The organism is Halobaculum rarum, from assembly GCF_040025155.1.
Taxonomy (GTDB): domain Archaea; phylum Halobacteriota; class Halobacteria; order Halobacteriales; family Haloferacaceae; genus Halobaculum; species Halobaculum rarum.
The window spans coordinates 2,428,926-2,451,033 of record NZ_CP157275.1 but is presented as its reverse complement, the minus strand read 5'-3'; the positions used below and the strand labels follow the sequence as shown (position 1 = coordinate 2,451,033).

Genomic DNA, 22,108 nt, shown 5'->3' with positions numbered 1-22,108 from the left:
CGTAGCCCGCCCCGTCGCTAAAACGCGACGGGTCGGAAGCGACCGCGATCGCCGGCGGTCACGTCGGGAGGTCAGCCTCGGTCCCACACTCGGGACAGACGAACTCCATGCCGTCCTCGCCCGGCACCGCCGCCAGCGCCTCGTGGCCGCACTCGCGGCACTCGGCCGGGACGCGTACCTCCGTCGAGTCGGCCGGCGCGCCGAGCGCGAGCGCTTCGACGGACTCCTCACCGTCGTTGCTCCCGGTCTGGTACTCGCCGGGCGCGAATCGGACCGTCTCCCCCTCGCCGACCTCGACGGTGCCGTCCTCCGTCTCGAACGTCGCCGTGCCCGAGAGGATCACGAACACCTCTTCCTGGTCGAGGTGGGTGTGCATCCCGCCGGAGAACCCCTCGCCCGGATCGAGCCGGTAGTGGTTGATCGCCATGTCCTCGGTCCCGAGCGCGTCGGTGAGGGGTCGCATCTCCACGTCGTTGCCGAAGCCGCCGGTCTCGACCTCGTCGATCTCGATGTGCTCCATCGATCGGCGTCTCGGTCGGTGACGACATGAATTGTCTGGTGGCGGAACCTCCGTGGCGCGGTCCGTTCTCGACCTCGACTCCCTATCCCAAGTGGTCGGCCGCTAGTGACTCGGATATCGCCTCGATCTCGGCGGTCCCGGCGTCGACGGTGCCGCCGTGATAGCAGTGGACCGTCTCCACGTCCAACTCGGCGAGCCGTCCGACCGATCGGGTCGCCTCGGCCATGTCGGGCGTGAAGTGTTCCGCGGGGCCGACCAGGTCACCGTCGTCGCCGCGGAGCGCGTCAGCCGCGAGCAGCAGGCCGGATTCGGGGAGGTAAAACGCCAGATGACCGGGCGCGTGGCCGGGCGTGAACACCGCCCGCATCGGCCCGGCCTTCGTCCGGAACGTCACGCTGTCCTGCAGTTCCACGTCGATCGGAACCGGCTCGTAGCGCCCTCCGTCGGGATCGCTTTTGATCGGGAATTCCCGCCCGTCGACGTACGGCGCGGCCGCCTCGTGGGCGTACACGACGGGGTCGGCCGCATCCTCGCACGCCGACGCCAGACTGCCCGCGTGGTCGCCGTCGTGGTGCGTGAGGACGATCGCACGAACGTCCGCCAGGTCGAGTCCGTGATCCGACAGCGCCGCCGCCAGCTGGTCGGTCTGTCCCGGGAGCCCTGCGTCGACGAGCAGCAGCCCCCGCGCCGTCTCGACGGCCACGGGATGGAACGCGGCCGTTCCCTCCTCCCGCTCCATCGTCAACTCCAGGGTGTACACGCCATCGGCGAGTTCCATGGGTATCGTGTGGGTCGTGAGGGTCCTAACTGTGGGTGTCGAGGTACTGATAGTGCACACTGCGAGCGATCGGGACGGTTCGCCGGTGCGCGGGTGGGCTCTTGCGGCGCCGCAGCTACCGGGCGTGGCGTCGAAAGAAATCGGGTGTTCTGCTCGGGTCCCTCCGGACCCGTCCGTCGTCGCCGCTCGAAGACGGAGTTACTCGAAGAGTTGGACGGCCTGGTCGTAGCGGGTGGCGGGTTCGGTCCAGTCGACGACCTCGAAGAACGCGGAGACGAAGTCGCCGCGGGCGGGGCCGTAGTCGTAGTAGTAGGAGTGTTCCCACACGTCCAGCGCGAGGATCGGGTGGCCGCCCCAGATCGCGCCCTGGTCGTGCTTGTCCACGACCACGTTACGGAGCTGGTTCGAGAACGTGTCGTACACGAGTAGCGCCCAGCCGCTGGCGTTGCCCGCGGCGGCCTCGAACTCGCCCTTCCAGGCCTCGTAGGAGCCGAAGTCCTCGGCGATCCGGTCGGCGAGCGCGCCCGAGGGCTCGTCGCCGCCCTCGGGACTCATGTTCTGCCAGAACAGGTCGTGCAGGATGTGTCCCGAGGAGTTGTGCGTCACGTTCCGGATCGCTCCGGGCGAGGAGGAGAAGTCGCCCTCCTCACGGTTTCCTTCGAGCGTCTCCTCGGCGCTGTTCCAGCCGTTGACATACCCCTGGTGGTGGGTATCGTGATGCCACGTCAGCACCTGCTCGGAAATGTGCGGTTCGAGTGCGTCGTAGTCGTACGGCAACGGATCGAGGTCGTAGCTCATGTGCGTACCGTCGTACGTCCCTCCGGCAAAAGAGCGTTCCCTGAATCCGCTTTACGTAGCGATTCCGACAGGATCTGCGAGCCGATCACAGCACGTACGGACCGCGCTGGCGGATCGGCTCGCCGTGCGGCTCGCCGGCGACACAGACGACGCGGAACTCCGTGTCGTCATCGTCGGACGAGGAGTCCGAATCCTCGGGAGCGAACTCGACCGATCGACCGCCGTCGACCGGGAGCACGTCGCCCGCGTCGATCCGGTCGCCGTCGGCGGTTCCGGCGCCCGCGACGCCGAAGGCGAAGCCGGTCCGGTTGTCGGGGACCGTCCACGTCCACGCGTCGTCGACGCGGGCGTCGAGATACTCCATCGGGGTGTGGAGTTCGAGCGGAGAGCCGTCGCCGATGACGGTCGTCACGGTCGCGCCGTCCTCGGTCGCGGTCGGGAGATCCGCAGCGGCGGCGTCAGCGTAATCGGCCTCGATCTCCTTCCGTTCGCGCGGGAGATTCACCCACAGTTGGAGCCCGTTGCAGGCGGCCCCATCAGCTGGGAACTCCGAGTGGCGGATGCCGCCGCCGGTCGTGATCCGCATCGCGTCGCCCTCGCGGGCGGTGTGTGACACTCCGAGGGAGTCCTCGTGTTCCATCCCGCCGTCGAGCATGTACGAGACGATCTCGAACCCGCGGTGCGGATGCATCGGGAACCCCGCGTCGGGGTCGATGTAGAACCGCTCGAACAGGACGAACGGGTCGCGGTTCGTCGGGTGCGCCTCCGTCGGGAACGCTCGCGTCGCGTTCACGCCAGTTCCGTGGCGGACGCGTCCGCCGGGGATCGGCCCGGCGTGGTCAACTCGCTCGGGATCGGTCATCGACTGGTCGCCTCCATGGCGACACCGAGTCGACCGACGGGGATAACGCCCGCGTCGCCGGAAGCTCGCCGTCGACCGGCGGCGACGGGCGCCGTGAGAACGAGCGCGGGCCGACCGTCAGATCCGCGGCTCGGTGTCGGCGGCGTCCTCCAGCGAGCGGTTGTGCGACGCGTCGCCGCTGGCGGCGTCGAACAGGTGGACCGCGCCCGACGGGAACCGCGCGACGACGGACTCGCCGGCGTCGAGGCGACAGGGTGCGTCAGCGTCCCTCGGCTGAACCGTCGTCCGTGCTCGATTCGGAATCCGGCTGAGGTATCGGCTCGTCGGTTCCGGCCAGGGCGTTCAGCAGGGTGACCGCCTCCGGCTTCGAGAGCGGCTCGTTCGCGTTGCCGCAGTGGGACGATTGGACGCACGCGGGGCAGCCGTCGGCGCAGTCGCAGGCGGCGATCAGCCGCGCCGTGCGCGCGAGCAGGCGGTCGGCGTCGCGGTACGACGAACGCGTCAGCCCCACGCCGCCGGGGTGACCGTCGTAGATGAACACGGTCGACTGCCCGGTGTGCGGATGAAACGGTGTCGAGACGCCGCCGATGTCCGCGCGGTCGCACAGGAGGTCCAGCGGCATGAGCGAGATGGAGCCGTGCTCGGCGGCGTGGATGCCGCCGTTGAAGCCCGCGTCGCCTCGCCCGGCCTCGCTCGCTAACTCGCGCATCTCCCCCTCCACGTCCGCCGGAACCGTGTAGTACAGCGCCCGCGTCCGCAACGTCGTCTCCGGCAGATCCAGCGCCTCCGAGCCGATCGGCTCGCCGGTGGAGCCGTCCTTCCGCTCGAACCCGGTGATCTGCTCGGTGACGGTCACGTCGGCGAACCGCACCTCCGTGTCCTCGCGGGCGTCGAGCGATCGCGACCGGAGGTTTTCGTTGACGACGACGTCCTTGTCGGTCAGCACGCGGGTGTAGTAGTCGGCCCACGTCGGCCGCAGGCGGGCCACGTCGCGATCGAGGTCGAGCTCGTCCACCTCGTACGTCTGTCCCTGGTGGTGGTAGACCGCGCCCGGATGTGCATCCCGCAGGGCGTCCGCGAACGACAGCGACGCGATCGTGTCGTCGGTCCGCGCGTCCATGAGGTCGATCTCGCGGTCGTCGATCGTCCGGAGGCTCATCGAGTGCTGGGCGCTCCCCGGACCGTCGTACGTCCAGCGAACGCCGCGGGAGGTGTCCATCCGCTCGAGGGTGCCGTCGGCCTCCAGCGACTCGACCACCGACGCGAAGCTGTCGCCGAAGTGGGACTCGTCCTCGGGGCGGAGCCAGTTCTCGTCGGCCGCGCTGGCGACGTGCGCCGGCAGCAACTCGCCGTTCTCGGGGTCGACCATCGCCCGTTCGGGGTCACCCTCGAACAGGTCGTCGGGGTTCGCCATGAGGTACTGGTCGAGTTGGTCCTCCCCGCCGACCATGACGACGAGCGCGTCGTCGGTGCCCCGGCCGGCGCGGCCGGCCTGCTGGAACGCCGACATCCGGGTTCCGGGGTACCCGTCGAGGATCACCGCGTCGAGGCCGCCCACGTCGACGCCGAGTTCGAGCGCGTTGGTCGACCACACGCCGGCCACGTCCCCCGAGTGGAGCCCGGATTCGATCTCGCGGCGACGCCCGTCCGTCAGGCTCGCCTGATACGCCTCGATCTGTCCCGCGACATCGTGTTCGCCCCGCTGACGGAGTTCCGTCGCGGAGTCGCTCGCGTATCGCTCAGCGGTCTGGCGCGCCCGGGTGAACACGAGCGTCTGGTACCCCTCCTGCACGAGGTCACAGAAGATCCGCTTCGTCTCGGTGTGACTCGACCGCCGTCGCCCGGACTGCTGGTCGGCCTGCCGGCCCTCGTACTCCGGCGGGTTCCACAGCAGCCAGTGGCGCGGCCCGCGCACGGAGGCGTCCGCGTCGACGAGCGTGAAGTTCGACTCGGGACGTGCGGTCACGCGCGCGGCGTGCTCGACGGGGTTGCCGATGGTCGCCGAACAGCAGACGAACTGCGGGTCGGCGCCGTACCGCTCGCAGATCCGGTTCAGCCGGCGCATCACGAGCGCGACGTGGCTGCCGAAGACGCCGCGGTAGCCGTGCACCTCGTCGATGACGACCGTCTCCAGCGACCCGAAGAACCACTCCCAGTGCTTGTACGCCCACGGGAGCAGCCCGTAGTGGAGCATGTCAGGGTTCGAGAGGAGGACGGTCGGCTGCCGGTCGCGCACGTCGCGTTTCTCCGATTTCGACAGCCGACCCGTGTACTGGTCGACGGAGACGCGCGAGCCGAAGCCGAGTCCGTGAGCCAGACCAGAGAGCGTCTCCTCCTGATCGGCGATGAGCGCGTTCTGCGGCGCGAGATACAGCGTCCGGCCGCCGTGGTCCATCGCGCGCTCGAAGGCGGGCACGGTGTACGCGAGCGACTTGCCGCTGGCGGTGCGCGTCGCGAGCACTACGTCGTCGCCGTCGCGGACCGCCTCGACGGCGCGCGCCTGATGCTCGTACAGCGACTCGATCCCCTCGTCGGCGAGCGCGCTCGCGAGCCGCGGCTCCAGGTCCACGTCGGCGAAGGACGCCTCGCGGCCGGGGAGCGTCCGGCGGTCGGCGATCTGTCCCTCGTAATATGGCCGCGAGCGGAGCCACTCGACGGTGTCGTCCACAGTGATCGTGCGTGGTGGCTGGCGCGCTTACCGGTTGCGGTCGGTTCGGGGTCCACCGGCGGTCGGTCCGGGTCCGACCGTCGCTCACTCGGTCTCGGGATCGTCTCCGCTGTCCGCCGCCGGAAGCGCGACGCCGGCGTCGCGGGCCAGCGACACGAGCCCGATGCCGTCGTACACGTCGACCGGCGCGGCGTGGGCCCGCCGAGTCGCCTCCGGATCGACGTCGTCGACGGTCGCGAGCACCGCGAAGGAGAGCTCCCGTTCGGCCGCGAACACCGCGAACTCGTTCACGTCCTCCAGGGTCACGGGCTCGCGACGGAGGCTGACGACCGCTCGCTCGGGCGGGGCGTCCGACTGCCGGCGCGTGAGCGACACCTCGACGGTCCCGTCGGGGGTCGCGGGGGAAGCGGCCGCCTCGAACTCCGGCCAGACCCCGGCCAACCGCTCGGCGAAGGCGGCGAACTCCCCGTCCGGGAGCGAGGCGAGTCTGTCGGCCGGGTGGCGCATACGTCGCGGTACGGCCGCCCCGGGGAAAAACCGCATCGGTCCCGTCCGCTGCTGGCGCCCCGGCCGTCGTCGAGCCTCGGATCGCCGCCGGGTTGAATACGACGCCGCCGTCACTACCGGTATGGACCCGACGGCGAAGCGGGCGGCGTACGACGACCCGGTGACGCTCGCGGTCCCCGGCGGGCAGCTCACGCTGGACGCGTCGTACGTCGACGCCACGGCCGACGAGATCGAACGGCAGGCGCGCGAGTACCGCGAGGGAAGCCGGACGGCGTTCGATCTCTCGGTCCGGTACCCCGACGGCTTCACCGGCCGGGTGATGGGCGCGATGGCGGCGATCCCGTACGGCGAGACGCGGACCTACGGCGAGGTCGCCGCCGACCTCGACAACGCGCCGCAGGCGGTCGGCGCCGCCTGCGGGCGCAACCCGGTCCCGCTGGTCGTCCCGTGCCACCGCGTCGTCGCCGCCGAGGGGCTCGGCGGCTTCTCCGCCGATGGCGGGCCCGAACTCAAGCGACGGCTGCTCGAACACGAGCGCAGCGACTCCGTGCAGGTCACGCTCGACGGCACCGGCGGCGACCCCACCGCCGGGTTCGACGGCGGCGGGCGCGGCAGGGACGCAGGGGCTGAACGGTGAGCGACGCCGGTACCTACACGCTGGTGTTCGCCGTTCCCGAGCCGATCGCCGTCGAGGTGGGCGCGCTCGGCCGCTGTGAGTTCCCCGCGGGCGGGTACGTCTACACCGGCAGCGCGCTCGGTTCCGGGGGGTTCTCGCGGATCGACCGCCACCGCCGGGTCGCCGCCGGCGAGCACGACGTGCGTCACTGGCACGTCGACTACTTGGGGGGCCACGACGACGTGTCGCTGTCGACCGTTGAGCGCCTCGGCGGCGGCCGCGACGAGGAGTGTCGCCTCGCGCGGACGCTCGCGGCGGCGGCCGCCGCCGGCGACCCGGTCGCCGGCTTCGGCGCCTCCGACTGCGACTGCCCGTCCCATCTAGCGCGGTTCGAGAGCGTCGCGGCCGCGGAGGCGGCGGCGGCGACGGCGTACGACGAGATGCGGGCGGGCGGACGGTCGAGCGAGTGAGACGGCCCGCTCCCGTCCGCTGACGGAGCGCTTTTGGGGGCCGCCCCGAACTCGGCGGTATGTTCCCGCCGCTCGCGTACCTGCAGTGGATCGAGGGGCGTCCGGCCGCCGCCGAGCACGACCTCGGCACCAGCGACCTCCGGCGCCTGCCCGCCGGCGACCCGGACGACCTGGTACCGCCCCGACTCCGCGGGCTGTCACAGCCGAGCGACGACAGGTCACTGCGCGAGTACGTCGCCGCCGAGTACGACATCGACGAGGCCAACGTGCTGCTCACCGCCGGCGCGACCCACGGCGGCTTCCTCGCGTGCGCCACGGCCGCGGCGCTCGCCTGGGAGCGCACCGCCGACGAGACACTCGAGGAGCGCGCCGCGATCCCCACCGGTCCCGCCCGGAACGAGGGACCACAGCCGTGTGCGCTGGTCGAAGCCCCCGCCTACGAGCCGCTGGTCGAGACGCCACGCGGGATCGGTAGCCGGGTCGCGCGCTTTCGTCGCCCCGGTCCGGGATACGATCTCGACCCGGAGCGTGTCGCGGCGGCCGCCCCCGACCTCGCGGGACCGCTCGCGCACGTCACGGTGACGAACCGACACAACCCGACCGGCGTCGTAGTCGACCGCGCGGCGCTCGCGGCGACCGCCGAGGTCGCGGCCGACCACGGCGGCTACCTGCTCGTCGATGAGGTGTACGCGCCGTACACGGGCGGGACCGACGGCGAGAGTGCGGTCGTGGACAACGGCGCCCGCGTTGGCGACGCCTTCGGCGGCCCGACGGGCGCCGGACTGACGGCGACGGTCACCGTCGGATCGCTCACGAAGTTCCACGGGTTGGGCGGGCTCCGTGTCGGCTGGATCACCGGACCCGAGGCGTTCATCGAGCGCGCACGGCTGGTGGAACACCACGTCCCCGCGCTCGCCGCGCCGAGCGTCGCGCTCGCGCGGCGCTTTTTCGCCCACCGCGACGACCTCGTCGCCGACGCCCGCGACCACTGCCGCCGGAACCACGAGCTGCTCGCCGAGTTCCTCGCCGACCGCGACGACCTCGCCGGGTCCGTCGAGCCGGGGTCGCCGTTCGCGTATCTGGAACACGAACGCGCCGACGGCGACGCGGTGAGCGCGGCCGCCTGGGACGCCGGCGTGCTCGTCGTCCCCGGTCGGTTCTTCGGGACGAGCGACGGCGTCCGCGTCTCGCTGGGCCGCGCGCCCGACGACTGCGAGACGGCGCTCGATGCGTTCGGCCGGGTGCTAGACGAGCTGTAACCCCCGACGACGACCGGAGCGAGCGCCTTCAGCTCTCCCTTCTCTCTCGTGTCGTCATCCGTGCGTCTGACGGATGTTTTTGTACACACAAGTCAATAGATTGTCTCAACGAGATCGCTGGAGGGCGAGTCCCGAACGCGGCGGACACTCCACCGCATCGTGCGCCGCCTCGCAGGCGATCCGGACCACGAACACACAATGACACGGACACAAGTGCTCGAAGACGCTCGAACCGACGCCAGCGAGGCGACCGACGCGACCCCGGCCGAATCGCCCGTCTCGGCGGTCGTCAGCGCGGTCGCGACGGTCGACGGAGTCGACCCGATGGACCTGAACACGACCCTCCAGGGGGCGGTCGACGCCGACGCGCTCGCGTCGCTCGCGCGCCACGACGGGACCGACTGGCGGCTCGAGTTCTCCCTCGGCGATCACGAGGTCGCGGTCGAGGGCGACGGAACGGTCGTCGTCGACGGCCGCGTCTTCCAGAACCGATTCTGAAACGGGGTGCAGCGTCCGGCCGACCCTGCGAACCTTCCATGCGTCGTCTCGAACTCCGATCCCTTACTCCGCCGCGTCCTCGTCGTCGCCGCGATAGCCCCGCCCGAACGAGTAGCCCGCAACCATCGCGAACACCGCGAACAGTCCGAGGACGACACCCACGGCACGGTCCACGAACGGGACGCCGTCGAGCGCTCCCGTGACGTACAGCGCGGCGAGGACGGTGAAAAATCCGAACAGCGGGAGGGCGGTGAGTCGGTTCATACCGACGGCTGGGTACGACCCCTGTTAACAGTATCGCGGCGAGCACGAGGGCGACGGAGCGTCCCGGGGAGTCGGCTCGTCGTCCGAGGGATGCTTACCGGAGCGCCGCGGCCACCTTCTCGACCGGATGGGGCGGGTCGCTGTCGGCGCCGTCGCGCTCCGCGAGCTGCGTCCGGCAGGAGGCGCCCGGTGCGGTGACCTCCTCGCCCCGACTCTCCTCGACCTGGTCGAACAGGATCGACGCGATCGATTCGCTCATCGAGTGGTGCTCGGCCTCGTAGCCGAAGCTGCCGGCCATCCCACAGCACGTGGAGTCAAGCGGGTCGACCTCGTAGCCGGCGCGTCGCAGCACGCCGACGGCGTGGTGGTCCTTCTTCGTCGCCTTCTGATGGCAGTGCCCGTGGTAGGTGAGCGACCCCGAGCCGCCGAGGTCCATCCCCTCGTCGAGGCGGAAGGCGTCGACGTACTCCAGCACGCCGTAGCTGTTGGCGGCGACGCTGGCGGCGGCCTCCGAGTCATGGAGATCGAGGAGATCCGACTGGAGCATCACCGCCTCGCTGGGCTCGACGACGACCACGTCGCGGCCGTTCTCGATTCGGGGCGCGAGGTCCTCGACCGCCGCGGCGGTTCGCTCGCGGGCCGCGTCGAGAAATCCCATGCTGTGTGCCGGGCGACCGGTGTCCTCCACGTCCGCGAGTTCGACGCGCACGCCCGCCGCTTCGAGCACGCGGACCGCGGCCTTCCCGGCGTCGGGGTGGTTGTAGTTGGTGTACGTGTCGGGAACCAGCACGGCGACGCGCTCGGCGTCGGCCTCGCCGACGGCCGGGCCGCCGCGGGCGTCGTACCAGTCGCGCAGTGTCGTGCGGTGGAACCGGGGGAGGTCGCGGTCGGCGGCGATGCCGAGCAGTTTCTCCCCGAGGAACCCGGACCCGGGGAGCCTGGTCGCGAGGTTCGACACCGGCGCGAGCGCCGAGCCGACCCGCGAGACGAGGTTGACGTTCGCGAACAGCCGGTCGCGGAGGCTCGGCCCCTCGCGCTCGTGGCGTTCGTGCACGACCTCGGCTTTCAGCTTCGCCATGTCGACGCCGCTGGGGCAGTTCCGCTTGCAGCCCTTGCAGCCGACGCACAGGTCCATCACCTCGCTCGCGAACTCCTCGGAGAACGGGTCCGCGGGCAGGTCGCCCGACATCGCCCCCCTGAGGAGGTTCGCCCGGCCGCGGGTGCTCTGGATCTCCTCGTCGGCCGCGCGGAAGGTGGGACACATCACGCCGCCGGTCGTCGACTGTCCGCCGCGACAGCCGCCGCAGCCGTGGCACAGCTCCGCCATCCCCTGGAAGCCGTTCTCGTTGTCCCAGTTCAGCTCCGGCTCGAAGCCCGCGTCGAAGGCGTACTCGGGGTCGAACCGGAGGTGCTCGGTGAGGCTGTGGTCGCCGCAGACGTTCCCCGGGTTCAGGAGCCAGTCGGGGTCGAACGCGGTCTTGAGATCGCGGAACGTGCGCCAGAGGTCGTCGCCGTACAGCTTCCGGTTCCACTGCGTTCGGGCGCGGCCGTCGCCGTGCTCGCCGGAGACGCTGCCGCCGTACTTCACGACGAGATCCGAGGCGCCGTCGGCGATCCGCTCGAACTGGTCGAGGCCGTCGACGGTCTTCGTGTCGACGAGCGGCCGGATGTGGAGCACGCCCGGACCGGCGTGGGCATAGAAGGACGCGAACGTCCCGACCTCCTCCAGCAACGCCTGGAAGTCGGCGGCGTACTCCGGGAGGTGCTCCGGCGGGACCGCACAGTCCTCGATGAAGGAGATGTGCTTGGCGTCGGAGGTCCGGCTGAGGAGGATCGGCATCCCCGCCTTGCGCATCTTCCAGAACGTCGCGCGCTGCTCGGGCTCGTGTGCCTCCAGCGCGTGCGTGGCGAACACCTCGTCGCCGGCGTCGACGCCGTCAGCGGTCGCGGCGACCTCGGTGTCGGTTCCCGGACAGCGATCCGCGATCAGATCGGCGACGTTCTGTCGCCCCTCGGCGTCGCTGTCGGCGTAGAACTCCACGAGGAGCGTCGAGTCGGTTCCCTCGGGCAACAGCCCGACCACGTCGCCGAACTCCGCCGTCTCGCGGGCGAGGTCGAGGAAGGTGTCGTCCATCACCTCGACGGCGGCGGGGTCGTGTTCGAGGATCCGGGACACGTCCTCCATCGCGTCGAGCAGCGAGTCGTAGGTGAGCATCGCGATCGCCTTCGTCTCGGGCACCTCGACCAGCGAGACGGTCGCCTCGGTGACGATTCCGAGCGTTCCCTCGCTCCCGCACATGAGGCGCGCGAGGTTCACCGTCCCCGGATCGCCGGGTTGGTCGGCGCCCTCGCCTTGCCTGCCCCACTCCCCGCGCGCCTCCTCGACGAGCACGTCGAGGTTGTACCCGGAGACGTTGCGCTTCATGTCCGGGTAGCGCGCGGTAACCTCCTCGCCCTCCTCGTCGATGACTCGGACGAGTTCCGCGTAGATCCGTTCGAGCAGCGCGCCCTCGGGGTCGGCCTCCTCACGCATCGTCGCCACCGAAATCTCGCCGAACGTCTCGACGGAGCCGTCCGCGAGGACGACCTCGCAGGACTCGACGTACGCGTCGGTCTTGCCGTACCGCAGCGAGTGCGACCCGGTGGAGTTGTTGCCGATCGCGCCGCCGATCGCGGACTTGTCGCGCCACGCCGGGTCGGGCGCGAACTTCAGCCCGTGCGGGGCGGCCGCCTCGTTGAGTTCCTCGACGATGCAGCCGGCGTCGACGGTCGCCTCGCGGGCGTCCGAGTCGAGGTCGCGGATCTCGCCCATGTACCGCGTGAAATCGAGGACGACCGCCTCGTTCACCGTCTGCCCGGCCAGCGACGTGCCGCCGCCGCGCGGGAGCACGGGGATCTCACGGTCGGCGCAGTACTCCATCACCGCGGCAACGTCCTCCGTCGAGCGAGGGAGAACGACGCCGATGGGTGTCCGCTGGTACGCCGACGCGTCGGTCGCGTACAGCTGTCGAGAGTAGGTGTCGAAGCGAACGTCGCCCTCGACGAGTCCCTCCAGGTCCGCCACGAGCCCCGGTCGTGCCACGTCCTCGGAGCCGTAGTCGTAGTCCGCGTCGGTCAGGTCCGGTCCGCCGTCGGGCGGGGTCGGGGCGTCGGAAGACATCGGATGGGCGAAGGTGTGCCTGGGAGTCACATAAGCCCGCGGGACCGATCGATCGCCCTCGCGCTCGATCCGATTGCGACGCACGACGGCCCCAACCGTCGAGTATGGTAACACAACACACAAGCCGCGGCGTTCACAACGGCCTGCCATGACCGCGGACACCCTTTCGACGTTCGTCGACTCCGTCGAGCGCCACCACGCGAGCGTCCACCGCGTCGCCCCCGACGAGGTCACGTCGACGATCGCGAGCCTCGTCGATGCGCCCGCCGTCGGCGTTCCGCTCCCGCCCTCGTGGGGGATCGAACTCCCCGACGCGGTCGACACGGACCCGACCCCGGCCGACCTCGACGCGGCGGCGACGGGCGTCACGGCGGCGAGCCTCGCGGTCGCCGACTACGGGACGATCGTGCTGGAGTCGGACGCCGCCGGCAGCGAGGCTGTCTCGCTGTTCCCCGAGCGCCACGTCGCGGTGGTGCGCGCCGAGGACGTGGTATCCGGGATGCCCGAGGCGATCGGGCGACTCGGGGACCGCCTCCGCGACGGCGCGAGCGCGGTGCTCGCGACGGGCCCCTCCGCGACCGCCGACATGGGGGACTTGGTGATCGGGGCGCACGGCCCGCGCGAGGTGGAGATCGTCCTCGTGGAGTCAACGACTGCGGGCGACGAAATCGCCGCGCACGAAGGAGATCTCGACGGGGGTGCGACCGATGAGTAAGTCCACCTCACGCGCCGAGACGGCCGCCCGGATCCGCCACCTGCTCGACACCGAGGGCGACGCCGTCGCCGAGAACACGCGCGGGTTCAATCGCGGACGGTACGAGTCGACCCGCGATCTCGCGGATTACGACTCGCTGAAGCATGAGGCGCGGACGATCAAGGAGGGCGCCATCGAGCGCCTCCCCGAACTGATCGACGACCTCCGCGAGGCGGTCGAGGCGCGCGGTGGACACCTGTACGTCGCCGACGACGCCGCCGACGCCAACGCGTACGTTCGTGAGGTCGTCGACGGCGGCAACGTCGTCAAGAGCAAGTCGATGACGACCGAGGAGCTGGATCTGAACGAGGCGCTGGAGGCCGACGGCGCCCGCGTCACCGAGACGGACCTCGGTGAGTGGGTGCTCCAACTCGCCGACGAGGCACCGAGCCACATCGTCGGCCCCGCGATCCACAAGTCCCGCGAGGGGATCGCGGAGCTGTTCAACGAGCGGTTCGACCCCGAGGAACCGTTCGAGACGGCCGAGGAGCTCACCGCGTTCGCCCGCGATAAGCTGCTCGAGGACATTCGCGAGGCCGACGTGGGCGTGACGGGCGCGAACTTCCTGACCGCCGACTCCGGGACGATGGCGCTCGTGACCAGCGAGGGCAACGCCCGCAAGACCGCGGTCGTTCCCGATACCCACGTCGCCGTCTCCGGCGTCGAGAAGGTGCTCCCGACGGTCGAGGACCTCGCGCCGTTCATCGAACTCATCGCCCGCTCCGGGACGGGCCAGGACATCACCTCCTACGTGTCGCTGTTCACGCCCCCGACGCCGTCGCCGCCGATAGGGTTCGACGACCCCGACGAACCGATCGCGGACCCGGGAACCGCCGCCGGCGACGGCGCGACCGAGCCCCATCCCGACCGGGAGTTCCACCTCGTGCTCGTCGACAACGGCCGGCTCGCGATGCGCGAGGACGACGACCTCCGCGAGACGCTGTACTGCATCCGCTGTGGCGCATGCTCGAACTCCTGCGGCAACTTCCAGTCGGTCGGCGGCCACGCCTTCGGCGGCGAGACGTACTCCGGCGGCATCGCCACCGGCTGGGAGGCGGGCGTCGAGGGGCTCGACACGGCCGCCGAGTTCAACGACCTCTGTACCGGCTGCTCGCGGTGCGTGCCGGCGTGCCCCGTCGAGATCGACATCCCGTGGATCAACACGGTCGTCCGCGACCGGATCAACCGCTCCGGTGACCCGGGAGAGCTGGATTTCCTCGTCGACGGGCTGACACCCGACGAGGAGCCGGCCGGACTGGACCCGGCCAAGCGCCTGTTCGGCAACTTCGAGACGCTGGCAAAGCTCGGGAGCGCGACGGCGCCGCTGTCGAACTGGGGAGCGAGCCTCGGTCCGGTCCGTACGGCGATGGACCGGTGGGTCGGGATCGCCCCCGAGCGCGATCTGCCGACGTTCGAGCGCGAGACGCTCGTCGACTGGTTCGCGGCGCGGGGCGGCCCCCGCGTGAGCGAGTCGATGGCGCGTCGGGAGGCAGTCGTCTACCCCGACGTGTACACGAACCACGTCGCCGTCGACCGCGGGAAGGCCGCCGTCAGAACTCTCGAAGCGCTCGGCGTTCGGGTGCATGTCCCCGAGTCTGTCGCGGTCGCGAGCGGGCGCGCGCCGCTGTCGCAGGGAATGATCGAGACGGCCCGCGGGAAGGCCGAGCGCTGTCGCGACGCGCTCCTGCCCGAGATCGACGCCGGCCGCGACGTGGTCGTGATCGAACCCAGCGACCTGGCGGCGTTCGAGCGCGAGTACGAGCGGCTGCTCCCTACGGACGACGCCGAACGGGTCGCGAACGGGTGCTACGAGGTGTTGGAGTACGTATACGGGCTACTGGAGAACGGAGCGGATCCGGGCGGCCTCACCGCGGCCGCCGACGGCGACGGGGATGGGAACGGGGACAGAGGCGGAGACGGGGTCGCCGCCGACGATAGCACGGTCGCGTACCACGCCCACTGCCAGCAGCGGACGCTGGATCTGGAGCCGTACACGGTCGCCGTGCTGGAGCGTCTCGGCTACGAGGTGGAGAGCTCCGAGACCGAGTGTTGCGGCATGGCGGGGAGCTTCGGCTACAAATCCGCGTACTACGAGCTGTCGATGGACGTGGGCGAGCCGCTCGTCGAGCAGTTCGGCGACGCCGACCGCGTGCTCGCTTCCGGAACTTCCTGCGGCGAGCAGTTGGACGCGCTCCTCGATTCGTCGGCCGAGCACCCGATCGAGGTGATCGCGCCCCCTGAGCGGTAGCCGCCGTCCGCGATGCGTTCGCGGAACCGCGACGGGCGTCCGCCCTGTGTCTGACGTGTGTGAGCCCGCGAGGAACGATTTTAAGACCCGCCCCGCCGATCAGCGGGACATGAACGCAGACGCAGCGCCGCAGGAGATCACGACTCTCGTGGGGAGGGAGGTCTACTCCAACAACGGCGTGTTCGTGGGGGAAGTCGAGGACGTCCGCCTCGACCTGGATTCGCGGGCGGTCACCGGCCTCGCGCTGGCACAACTCAGCGACGAACTGTTCGCCAGCCGGGTCGAACCCGGGAAGGGCGTGATGATCCCGTACCGGTGGGTGCGCGCCGTCGGCGACGTGATCCTCGTCAACGACACCATCGAGCGCCTCAAAGACGAGACCAACGAAGAAGCGGTCGCGTAGGTGCACGCGACCGGTATCGACCCGCTCGACCGACGCCTCGGCGGCGGCGTCCCCGTCGGGTCGCTGACGGCGCTCGTCGCGCCGGTCGGGTCGAGCGCCGAACTCCTTCTCGAGGCGGCCGCCGAGCCGAGCGACGCGCTCGTCGTCTCGCTGAACCGCCCCGCGCCTGCGGTGGCCGACCGCTACCCCGACGAGGCGACGGTCGTCGAACGCGACCCGGCGACGCTGGCGGCCGCCCCCGAAGAGACGTTCGCCGCGCTTCCCGAGGGAGGGACGCTCGTCGTGACGCCGACGCTCGGGTTGGAGGAACTCGCACCGGCGGACTTCCGTCAGGTGCTTGATGCGGCCGCGACCGCCGTCGAAGACGCCGACGGGGCGGGCTACCTCCACTGTCCGGAACCGGCGACCGACGCGGCCGGCCGGACCCGAGCGCTCGCTCGGGTCGACGGCGTTTGGCTGTTGGACGTGCGCATGGCTACGCTGACCATCGAGAACCGGCTGTACGTCACGAGGGTCCGCGGGGGTGCCGCACTCGATGAGCCCCTGAAGCTGAAGCTCACCGACGGCGTCGTCGTCGACACGAGTCGGGATATCGCCTGACTGCAGGGGGTCGTCCCCGGTTTCCGATCTCCGGTCCCGCAGCTGCGCCTACGTCCGCGTCGCGCTCGACGGGATCCCCGTCGCGTTCGCTACAATCTGCTCGAGAACCCGGGGAACCGCGGCACGCTGCCGCGGCCGTCCGACGTACGATACTGGTGAGCCGCCCGAGCGGTGGTTGATCGCCTGTTCCGTGTCGAACGCCTGTGCTGTGATCGAACGCCTGTGCGGTGGTTTCGACCCGGCTATCGGTCACGCCGGATCGAGCTGCGCTATGGGGTCAGACCCGGGAGTTCGGGTGTCGGTCGGCGGTCGCTGCCACGTTCGAGCCGTTCGTGTGTCCTCGTTTGATGCCGCCCACCTCTCGTGTGGTACTAAGTCACACGGATATAAATATCTTTCTGCCGCGGCATCGGCGACGCTGGAGATCGATCGCTGGCGGATGGGCAAGAGCAGAAGGACAGCGGAGGAGCCGGCGAACCGGTTATCGGCGGTCGGAGTGGGGTCGCTACGTACCGTTCGCTGACTCGTTCGACCCGGAACCGGTCGAACTCTCGACGCCCATCGCGTCGAACAGCTTCTTCCGCACCGCCTCTTCGGAGAGCGCGAGCAGCGTGTCTCGGTTCGACTCGGTCGTCTCGATCCCCGTGAACAGTCCCAGGGGAATCTCGGCGGTGCCCTGTTTCGCGTGGCCGACCGCTTCGCCGACATCGGAGAACCCGTCGCGGAGGACGTTGCCGATGTTGATCCGGATGTCCTTCGAGCGCGCGGCCAGCGTGATCGTGTCGTCGACGATGCCGAAGACGGCGGAGGTCGTGATCCCCTCGAGGTTGAGCAACTGTTGGGCCGCCTGTGCGAGCGCCTCGCGGTCGCGGACGAATCCCGCGTTGGAGATGAGATGGCTGCCGTGGACCTCGCGGTTCTGGATGGCCTCCGCGAGCACGTCCAGCGTCTCCGGGCTCATGCTCGGGGACTCCACGTCCTCCAGCGTGTCGTGGTTGGCGAAGGGGTGGAGGTACGCGGCGGCCGTCAGGTCCGCGGGCGTGGTGTCACGCTTGAAGTCGACCGTCTCCGCGCGGATGCCGTACAACAGCGCGGTCGCGACCGTTTCGTTCGGCGAGAGGTCGAACTCCTGGAGGTACTTCGTGAGGATCGTCGAGGTCGCGGAGACGTTCTTGCGGATGTCGGTGAACGTGGCGTCGATGACCGCCTCGGGCTCGTCGTGGTCGATGTAGATGTCGACCTCGGCGTCGATCTCCTTGCCGCCGGTCTCGGCGTAGTCGACGAGCGCGAGCGCGCCGTACTCCGAGAGCGGTTGGGCGTCATCGCGGGCGTGGAGATCGATCCCGAGCGTGTTGACGAACGCCCGATTCTCCTGGTGCCCGATCTCGCCGTCGTAGAGGATCTCCGCCTCGACACCGTACTCGGCGGCGATCGCCGCGAGCGCGACGGCGGCGGCGATGGAGTCCGGGTCGGGGTTGTCGTGGGCCAGCACCGCGAGGGTCCCGGTGGTCCCGCGGAGGATGTCCGCGAGCTGTCGGGCCTTGTACTCCAACTCGCCGGACTCGAGCGACCGGAGCGCGGAGTCGGCAATGACGGTCGAGGGATTGATAACGACGTCCGCGCCGAGGTCGGCGAGTTCGTCCTCGCTGACCGGGTCGGAGGCGCGGACGACGACGTACTGGTCGCCGCCGCGCTCGCGGATGGCGCGCACGGCGGCCTTGTTGGCGTCGACGTCCGAGGAGAGGATGAGGATCACGTCGCGGTCGGCGACCGCCTCGACCACGTCGTCGTCGGAGATGTCCTGCTGCTGGGCGTTCAGGTCCTGATCGCGCAGGGCCTCCACGCGGGACTCGTCCTTGTCGAGGATCAGCACGTCCTTCTCCTCGACCGTCAGCGCGTCGGCGACCGCGTGCCCGACGCTCCCGCAGCCGAGAATGGCGTACGTCGACATCGACGAGACGGTGACGCCGGTACTCATATGGAGCGGAATCGGGACGGACGACACTTAAGCGGTGATGTTCGCCTCCGGCCGCCGTCGGTGAAACGGAAGGTCTTTTAGCGTACCCTCGTATCCTTGGGACGCAGGGGCTTGTAGCTCAGTCAGGGAGAGCGACGGACTCTTAATCCGTCGGTCGGGGGTTCAACTCCCTCCAAGCCCGTACTTCTCTCGGCGCACCGACGGTGAGACTTCTCTCAGCGCACCGACGGCGGGAGACTCGTTCGACGGTCATTTGACCGCCGACACGAAGCCGAGAACGTGACCGACTCCTCCGCCTCGCGTCTGCAGTTCTGGACGCTGTATCTCTCGCGGTTCGCCGGCGGCTTCGGGAGCATCGCGCTCATCATCGTCCTCCCGAAGATCGCGACCGACCTCGGCATCGACGGCGTCGCGTTCGGGCTGTTGTACACCGCGTTCACGCTCGCGCAGACCGCCGCGGTCGTTCCGCTCGCGTGGGCCGGCGACCGCTACGACAAGCGGATCGTGCTCCTCGGCACCCTCGCGGTCGGGATCGCCACGTACGGCGCGTTCAGCGTCGTCACCGACAACACGGGGCTGCTCGCCGTCAGAGCGATGCAGGGCATCGTCTTCACCGGAATGGGGCTGATGACCCTAGGGCTGGTCGGCCAACTCGCCACGAGGGGAACCCGTGCGAGCCGGATCGGCCGGGCCAACGCCGCCTCGTTCGCGGCGTCGATCGTCGGCGGACTCTCGGCGGGCGGGCTCTACGACTACTTCGACGGGTCGCGGGAGCTGTTCCTCATCATCACCGGGCTGTACGTGATCACGTTCCTCGCGACGGCGCTGCTGCTCTCGGCCGACGAGACCCGCGTCGAGGGGTTCCCGTTCACCGATCTCGCGCTCAACCGCCGGATCCTTACGCTCACGTCGTTTCGGGCGCAGTACTCCGTCGCGGTCACGCTCGTCCGCAACTGGATCCCCGTGTTCGCCGGCTACGCCGCGGCCAGCGGCGGACTGGCGATGCCCGCGTTCGCCGTCTCGGTGATCACGGTCTCGGAGAAGTTCACGAACATGCTGTTGCAGCCGTACACCGGCCGCCTCTCGGACGCCAGCGGGCGCGCGCTGTTCGTCTTCGCCGGCGGGGGCGCCTACGGACTCGTCGCAGTTGTAGTCCCGTTCACGCCGGCCCTCGGGGAGGCGCTCGGGCTGCCGTCGGCGCTGCCGTACCTCGGCGCCGTCTCCGCCGCGTTCCTGCCGCTGTTGCTGTTGAACGCTGGGCTTGGAATCGCGGACAGCTTCCGTGAACCCGCAAGCATGGCGCTGTTCGCCGACGAGGGGAGCGACGGCGACGGGGTCGCCTCCAGCTTCGGGATCCGGGAACTGGTGTGGCGTCCCGGGTCGGTGATCGGCCCGGTCGCGGCCGGGTGGCTGATGGGAACCGTCGGGATGGAGTGGGTGTTCTTCGTCGGCGGCGGGTTCGCGGTGCTCGGGGCGCTCACCTTCCTCGCCGTCCTCAGACGCTATCACGGCACGAGCGCCCTCGCCGAGTGGTAGCTGGACCGCCCGCGACACGGTCCGGATCGTCGCCGCCGGTGTCGATTACGCGATCGGCTCGCCCGCCTCGTCGACCGGCGTCTTCACGACAAGCACCGGCCGGTCGCTCGCGCGCACGACGCGCTCGGTGACGCTGCCGACGAGCATGCGGTATTCGTCGGGGCGTCGCTGGCTCCCGGCGACGATGAGGTCGGCGTCGATCTCGTCGGCGACCTCCAGGATCGTCTCGTCGGGCGTTCCGTGCCGAATGTGCGTCTCCACGGTAACGCCGGCGTCAGTTCCTCGCTTTTGAACCTCGGCGAGCGTCTCCTCGCCGAGGTCCTCGAAGCCGTACTCGGGGCCCTCGTGGCCGTCGACGTACTCGTCGCCGGGGTACGTCGTGATCGCGTCCTCGTCGACGACGAACAGCGCGTGCAGTGTCGCCTCGCGGTCGACCGCGATGTCGAGATCGTCGAGCAGTCTGGCCCGGTCGGCCGCGAGATCGAGCGCGTGATCGGTGGCGTTGATCGACGCGACGCCGCCGTTCGTCGCCAACAGAATGTCCTCGTACATATCAGTTTGATGTTGGCATGCGGGGGAGAAAAAGTGTCCGCCGGTTCCCCGTCGCCGGGGTCGAGCGACGATCGCCGCTTACGCGAACACGTCGATCAACTCCAGCAGGATGCCGGGAATCACCGCCAGGAGAATCCCGACCGCGATCAGGATCGCGGGCAGCCACAGTAACCCGGACTGCGTGAACAGCCACAGCCCGATGCCCGCGAGCGCGGCCAGGATACCGATAACCCGGAACACCCAGACGACGGCACCCTCCAACTCGGAGTCCGCGATCGCTTCCGCGGCTTCGAGTGCTTCGTCCATGTGAAGGGCTGGTGGCGGTGCCGGCCACTTGGAATTGGTGGCCACCCCAGCAACAGGATCCGCCGATCCGTCGTTACAGCCGCTCGGCGGTCGCCTCGACGCCAGCGCCCACGTCAACGTCGGCGCCGTGCTCCGCCAGCGTCTGCCCAAGCGCCGACACGAGCAGCGAGACGTTCGCGGGCCGAGCCGAGTGGCCCATGCAGCCGATCCGGAAGATCTCGCCCGCCAGATCGCCGAGTCCGGAGGCGATCTCCAGATCGTATCCGTCCAGCAGATCGGAGATGATCGTGGCGTCGTCGACGCCCTCCGGGACGCGAACCGCGTTCAGGCTCGGCAGCCAGTACTCGTCGGCGGCGTTCATCTCCAGCCCCATCGCCTCGACGCCGGCCTTCAGAGCACCCGCCGTCTCGCGGTGGCGCGCCCAGCGCGACTCGATGCCCTCCTCGGCGACGAGGCGCAGTGCCTCACGCAGTGCGTAGACGTTCGTGATCGGCGCCGTGTGGTGATACGCACGCTCCTCGCCCCAGTACCCCTCCAGCAGCGAGAGGTCGAGGTACCACGAGCGGGTCGGCTCCTCGCGCGAGAGGACCTTGTCCATCGCGCGGTCGTTGAGCGTGAGCGGCGACGCGCCCGGCGGGCACGAGAGACACTTCTGTGGCCCCGAATAGGCGGCGTCGATGTCCCACTCGTCGACCTTCAGGGGAACGCCCCCAAGCGACGTGACGCAGTCGGCGATCACGTACGCGTCGTGGTCGTGCGCGATGCTCGTCAGCTCCGGAACGTCCGGCTGGCGGACGCCGGTCGACGTCTCGGCGTGGACGAAGCCGAACACGTCGGGCTGGTGCTCGTCGAAGGCCGCCTGCACGTCGACCGGGTCGAGCGGCTCGCCCCACGGCGCGTGGACCTCGACGACGTGGCCGCCGGCGCGTCGCGCCATCTCGGCCATCCGACCGCCGAAGTAGCCGTTCGTCGGCACGAGCATCGTCTCGCCCGGCTCGACGAGGTTGCCGATGGCGGCCTCCATCGATGCCGATCCGGTGCCCGAAACGGGGATCGTCCACTTATTGTCGGTGCGGAAGGTGTACCGGAGCAGCTCCTGGGTGTCGTCCATGATATCGAGGAACGACGGGTCGAGGTGTCCGACCAACGGCGTGCTCATCGCGCGGAGGACGCGCGGATGTACGTCGCTCGGACCGGGCCCCATCAGCGTCCGCGTCGGGGGCGTGAGTTCGCCGACCTCGGGGGCGTCCGTCTCGTCGAGTTTCGGCTGGTGCATGCTCGCGTGGTCCGCCGGCGCGGGCAAAGGTTACTCGGTTCGTATCCCGGGCCGC

General features: G+C 70.0%; 21 protein-coding genes and 1 tRNA gene. 10 read left to right on the top strand and 12 right to left on the bottom strand.

Annotated features, from left to right (window positions below; all coding sequences use genetic code 11):
- Positions 1-58 precede the first annotated feature (58 nt).
- The 6 genes from ABJD39_RS12615 to ABJD39_RS12590 all read right to left on the bottom strand — a co-directional run bounded on the left by ABJD39_RS12615 (position 59) and on the right by ABJD39_RS12590 (position 6,133).
- A complete protein-coding gene (locus ABJD39_RS12615; protein WP_348609236.1) occupies positions 59-520 on the bottom strand; it encodes a cupin domain-containing protein in 462 nt (153 codons plus the stop codon).
- Between the two features lie 82 nt (positions 521-602).
- Positions 603-1,298 (bottom strand): MBL fold metallo-hydrolase, encoded by a 696-nt coding sequence (locus ABJD39_RS12610; RefSeq protein WP_348609233.1) that lies wholly within the window; start codon positions 1,296-1,298, stop codon positions 603-605.
- 198 nt (positions 1,299-1,496) lie between these two features.
- Positions 1,497-2,096: a superoxide dismutase gene (gene sod / locus ABJD39_RS12605; RefSeq protein ID WP_348609230.1), complete on the bottom strand. Its 600-nt coding sequence runs from the start codon at positions 2,094-2,096 to the stop codon at positions 1,497-1,499.
- Positions 2,097-2,181: 85 nt separating this feature from the next.
- A complete protein-coding gene (locus tag ABJD39_RS12600; protein ID WP_348609227.1) occupies positions 2,182-2,958 on the bottom strand; it encodes a pirin family protein in 777 nt (258 codons plus the stop codon).
- A gap of 259 nt (positions 2,959-3,217) precedes the next feature.
- Entirely contained in the window at positions 3,218-5,626 is a 2,409-nt protein-coding gene (locus ABJD39_RS12595) for a DEAD/DEAH box helicase (RefSeq protein WP_348609224.1), read from the bottom strand.
- An 84-nt stretch (positions 5,627-5,710) separates the two neighbouring features.
- Positions 5,711-6,133: a restriction endonuclease gene (locus tag ABJD39_RS12590; RefSeq protein ID WP_348609221.1), complete on the bottom strand. Its 423-nt coding sequence runs from the start codon at positions 6,131-6,133 to the stop codon at positions 5,711-5,713.
- A gap of 160 nt (positions 6,134-6,293) precedes the next feature.
- On the opposite strand from ABJD39_RS12590, the gene ABJD39_RS12585 reads away from it, so the two are divergent.
- The 4 genes from ABJD39_RS12585 to ABJD39_RS12570 all read left to right on the top strand — a co-directional run bounded on the left by ABJD39_RS12585 (position 6,294) and on the right by ABJD39_RS12570 (position 8,976).
- Positions 6,294-6,770 (top strand): methylated-DNA--[protein]-cysteine S-methyltransferase, encoded by a 477-nt coding sequence (locus tag ABJD39_RS12585; RefSeq protein WP_431357883.1) that lies wholly within the window; start codon positions 6,294-6,296, stop codon positions 6,768-6,770.
- Complete coding sequence (locus tag ABJD39_RS12580) at positions 6,767-7,219, top strand: GIY-YIG nuclease family protein (RefSeq protein ID WP_348609216.1); 453 nt, start codon at positions 6,767-6,769, stop codon at positions 7,217-7,219. The genes ABJD39_RS12585 and ABJD39_RS12580 overlap by 4 nt, the downstream gene beginning before the upstream one ends.
- A gap of 59 nt (positions 7,220-7,278) precedes the next feature.
- On the top strand, positions 7,279-8,478 hold the full coding sequence (locus ABJD39_RS12575; RefSeq protein WP_348609213.1) for a pyridoxal phosphate-dependent aminotransferase: 1,200 nt from the start codon (positions 7,279-7,281) through the stop codon (positions 8,476-8,478).
- 198 nt (positions 8,479-8,676) lie between these two features.
- The gene (locus ABJD39_RS12570; protein WP_348609210.1) at positions 8,677-8,976 is read left to right on the top strand and encodes a HalOD1 output domain-containing protein; all 300 of its coding nucleotides are present in this window, start codon (positions 8,677-8,679) and stop codon (positions 8,974-8,976) included.
- A 63-nt stretch (positions 8,977-9,039) separates the two neighbouring features.
- Here ABJD39_RS12570 and ABJD39_RS12565 read toward each other — a convergent pair whose 3' ends face one another.
- Together ABJD39_RS12565 and ABJD39_RS12560 are read right to left on the bottom strand one after the other, a co-directional pair.
- The gene (locus ABJD39_RS12565) at positions 9,040-9,240 is read right to left on the bottom strand and encodes a hypothetical protein (protein WP_348609207.1); all 201 of its coding nucleotides are present in this window, start codon (positions 9,238-9,240) and stop codon (positions 9,040-9,042) included.
- 94 nt (positions 9,241-9,334) lie between these two features.
- A complete protein-coding gene (locus tag ABJD39_RS12560; RefSeq protein WP_348609204.1) occupies positions 9,335-12,400 on the bottom strand; it encodes an FAD-binding and (Fe-S)-binding domain-containing protein in 3,066 nt (1,021 codons plus the stop codon).
- A 148-nt stretch (positions 12,401-12,548) separates the two neighbouring features.
- Here ABJD39_RS12560 and ABJD39_RS12555 point away from each other — a divergent pair, with 148 nt between their 5' ends.
- The 4 genes from ABJD39_RS12555 (at position 12,549) to ABJD39_RS12540 (ending at position 16,405) form a co-directional block, all read left to right on the top strand.
- Positions 12,549-13,115: a LutC/YkgG family protein gene (locus ABJD39_RS12555; protein ID WP_348609201.1), complete on the top strand. Its 567-nt coding sequence runs from the start codon at positions 12,549-12,551 to the stop codon at positions 13,113-13,115.
- Complete coding sequence (locus ABJD39_RS12550; RefSeq protein WP_348609198.1) at positions 13,108-15,402, top strand: LUD domain-containing protein; 2,295 nt, start codon at positions 13,108-13,110, stop codon at positions 15,400-15,402. The genes ABJD39_RS12555 and ABJD39_RS12550 overlap by 8 nt, the downstream gene beginning before the upstream one ends.
- A 109-nt stretch (positions 15,403-15,511) precedes the next feature.
- Positions 15,512-15,805: a PRC-barrel domain-containing protein gene (locus ABJD39_RS12545; protein WP_348609196.1), complete on the top strand. Its 294-nt coding sequence runs from the start codon at positions 15,512-15,514 to the stop codon at positions 15,803-15,805.
- Positions 15,806-16,405 carry a DUF7125 family protein gene (locus ABJD39_RS12540; RefSeq protein WP_348609194.1) on the top strand — a complete coding sequence of 200 codons (600 nt, stop codon included), beginning with the start codon at positions 15,806-15,808 and terminating at the stop codon, positions 16,403-16,405.
- A gap of 505 nt (positions 16,406-16,910) precedes the next feature.
- On the opposite strand, the gene ABJD39_RS12535 is transcribed toward ABJD39_RS12540, so the two are convergent.
- Positions 16,911-18,383, bottom strand: a complete 1,473-nt coding sequence (locus tag ABJD39_RS12535) for a DHH family phosphoesterase (RefSeq protein WP_348609191.1) — start codon at positions 18,381-18,383, stop codon at positions 16,911-16,913.
- Positions 18,384-18,490: 107 nt separating this feature from the next.
- On the opposite strand from ABJD39_RS12535, the gene ABJD39_RS12530 reads away from it, so the two are divergent.
- Together ABJD39_RS12530 and ABJD39_RS12525 are read left to right on the top strand one after the other, a co-directional pair.
- Positions 18,491-18,564 (top strand) — tRNA-Lys (locus ABJD39_RS12530).
- 98 nt (positions 18,565-18,662) lie between these two features.
- Positions 18,663-19,919 carry an MFS transporter gene (locus tag ABJD39_RS12525; RefSeq protein WP_348609188.1) on the top strand — a complete coding sequence of 419 codons (1,257 nt, stop codon included), beginning with the start codon at positions 18,663-18,665 and terminating at the stop codon, positions 19,917-19,919.
- Between the two features lie 45 nt (positions 19,920-19,964).
- Here the strand turns inward: ABJD39_RS12525 and ABJD39_RS12520 are convergent, their stop codons facing one another.
- The 3 genes from ABJD39_RS12520 to ABJD39_RS12510 all read right to left on the bottom strand — a co-directional run bounded on the left by ABJD39_RS12520 (position 19,965) and on the right by ABJD39_RS12510 (position 22,053).
- On the bottom strand, positions 19,965-20,471 hold the full coding sequence (locus ABJD39_RS12520) for a universal stress protein (RefSeq protein WP_348609185.1): 507 nt from the start codon (positions 20,469-20,471) through the stop codon (positions 19,965-19,967).
- Positions 20,472-20,549: 78 nt separating this feature from the next.
- Positions 20,550-20,777, bottom strand: coding sequence for a hypothetical protein (locus tag ABJD39_RS12515; protein WP_348609182.1), 228 nt, complete (start codon positions 20,775-20,777; stop codon positions 20,550-20,552).
- 73 nt (positions 20,778-20,850) lie between these two features.
- Positions 20,851-22,053: a pyridoxal-phosphate-dependent aminotransferase family protein gene (locus ABJD39_RS12510; protein WP_348609179.1), complete on the bottom strand. Its 1,203-nt coding sequence runs from the start codon at positions 22,051-22,053 to the stop codon at positions 20,851-20,853.
- Positions 22,054-22,108: the final 55 nt, after the last annotated feature.